Source organism: Stieleria sp. (genome assembly GCF_041595215.1).
Classification (GTDB): Bacteria; Planctomycetota; Planctomycetia; order Pirellulales; family Pirellulaceae; genus Stieleria; species Stieleria magnilauensis.
In genome coordinates this window covers 1-2,171 of record NZ_JBFHKV010001284.1, presented here as the reverse complement: position 1 = coordinate 2,171, position 2,171 = coordinate 1, and the positions used below count along the sequence as shown (strand labels likewise).

The 2,171-nt window shown below is 59.3% G+C and carries 2 protein-coding genes and 1 pseudogene; all 3 read left to right on the top strand.

What is annotated here, in order from left to right:
• Positions 1-1,374, top strand: a 1,374-nt coding sequence (locus tag ABX749_RS30590; RefSeq protein ID WP_372899370.1) for a prolyl oligopeptidase family serine peptidase, incomplete at its 5' end; no start/stop codon positions are given.
• 185 nt (positions 1,375-1,559) lie between these two features.
• A complete protein-coding gene (locus tag ABX749_RS30585; protein WP_372899369.1) occupies positions 1,560-1,943 on the top strand; it encodes an FtsX-like permease family protein in 384 nt (127 codons plus the stop codon).
• Positions 1,940-2,171, top strand: a pseudogene (locus ABX749_RS30580) (hypothetical protein); the annotation flags it as partial. The gene ABX749_RS30585 and the pseudogene ABX749_RS30580, both read left to right, overlap by 4 nt.

The window sequence follows — 2,171 nt, the reverse complement described above, 5'->3', positions numbered from 1 at the left end:
CATGGACCACAGGTTCCATTGTTCACGTACTTGGAAAACACCGATGAGGTGATCTATGCCAGCGAACGGAGCGGCTATCGGCACCTGTATTTGGTAGATTTGTGGGATGGGATTGGGGAGGATACTGACCGCGAGGATACTGTCCGCGAGGATACCGAGCGTGAGGACGCAAGCCAAGGTGAGCCCTCCCCTCGACGCGATCGACCTTCCCCGAGTGACGGCGACGTCAGTGGTGGCATGCGTGCGATCACGTCGGGGGATTGGTTGGTGCGTGAGATCGTACGGATTGATGAGGATGCCCGGACGTTGGATTTGATGGTCGGGGAATATTACGACGACCAGGATCCGTACCACCAGCATCTTGTCCGCGTCGGATTCGATGGCGAAGGGTTGGTGGCGATCACCCAGTCCGACGGCGACCACTCCGTTCAATTCTCGCCCGATGGGCGGTTCGTGGTGGCAACACACAGCCGCGTCGACTCGCCGCCGGTTCATGAATTGCGACGCGCCGAGGATGGAAGCCTGGTCACGGAACTGGTGCGGGCCGAGCGGGTCGGCAAAGACCCGTCAAACTGGTCGGTGCCGAAAGTTTTCCATGCCGCAGGCCGTGACGGCGAGACCGAAATTTGGGGGAATCTGTATTTTCCGGCGGACTTCGACCCGAGTTTGACAGGCCGTTACCCGGTGATCGAAGCGATCTACGCCGGGCCCCATGATTCTCATGTCCCCAAACGGTATTCGCATTCGCCGCGTTACCAGGAGCTGACGGATTTGGGATTCGTGGTGGTGCAGATCGATGGCATGGGGACGGCAAACCGATCGAAGCAGTTTCACGACAGGTGCTGGCACAATCTGAAGGACGCCGGGTTCCCCGATCGGATCGCTTGGATGAAGGCCGCTGGAAAAGAATTTCCGGCGATCGACTTGTCACGCGTCGGGATCTTTGGCACCTCCGCCGGCGGCCAGAACGCCTGTGGTGCGCTGTTGTTTCACGGCGACTTCTACAAAGCCGCCTATGCCTCCTGTGGCTGCCATGACAACCGCATGGACAAGGCGTCATGGAACGAGCAATGGATGGGCTATCCGGTGGGTGAGCACTATGCCGGCAACAGCAACTTGGAACACGCCGAGCGGTTGCGCGGGGATTTGTTCCTGGTTGTGGGCGAGCTGGACAGCAACGTGCCGCCGGAATCCACCTATCGTTTGGTCGATGCGTTGGTCAAAGCGGAAAAGGATTTCGAGTTCTTGATGATCCCTGGAATGGGGCACAGCGACGGGGGCAGCTACGGGCGCCGACGGATGCGGGCGTTTTTTGTGGAGAAGCTGAAGCCGGGCAGTGGCAGCCATGAAATTGAAGACGCATCGGCAGAATGATGTCCGCGGGGGGGATCGAACACGCGTGCCGGCTAAAATGCCGCGGGTGCGGATTGACGCACGAATTGTTCTGGATGCGAGCCGAGATTTCCGTTAAACGCAGGAAGATTCAAGTTTAACGATTAGGCGGTCGATACTATCGGGGAAACCCTTAAGACCGCAGCTCCTCCCTCCATTCCTGTGCGATGCGTTGGAACCTTGCCTATCGCACTCTTTTCCACGACCGCGGCAAGTTGATTGCCGGATCGGTCGGGCAGACTTTGTATGCCATGGTGCTCGACCGAATCAACGCGTACGCGACGCTGCGGGCGATCGGGCTCAGCGAGCGTGAACTGCTGTCCATCCTGGCGTTTCAGTCTGCCCTGGTTGCATCGATCGGGATCGCGATCGGGGCGGTGATTACCGTCACCCTGAAAACGCTGCTCAGCACACCGCGGGCAACGATCGAAATTCCATTGATGTTGTCTGTCGGATGTGGCGTCTTGATGTTCGCGATTTGCTTGCTCGCGGCCGGTCTGCCTTATCTGCGCGTCCGACGTATCGACCCCCATACGGCATTGCAGTCATGACCCTCACCAACACCGGCACGACCGCCAACACGCCAACCGATGTCCCCGTCGGTGTTCGGCCTGGCCATGGAGTTGCGCCCGAGCCGACGAAGCCAGCATTGACAACTCATGCGTTGGAAGCCAAGGCGATCGCGAAGTCATACGTGATCGGTGGCCAGTCACGCCCGGTCCTGGACGGCATCGATTTTCACGTCGATCCGGGGGAGTGCGTGTTTTTGGCCGGGCCGT

Excerpts from the sequence above, each read along its gene's own strand:
- ABX749_RS30585 (WP_372899369.1), top strand. The coding sequence starts at position 1,560 with ATGCGTTGGAACCTTGCCTATCGCACTCTTTTCCACGACCGCGGCAAG.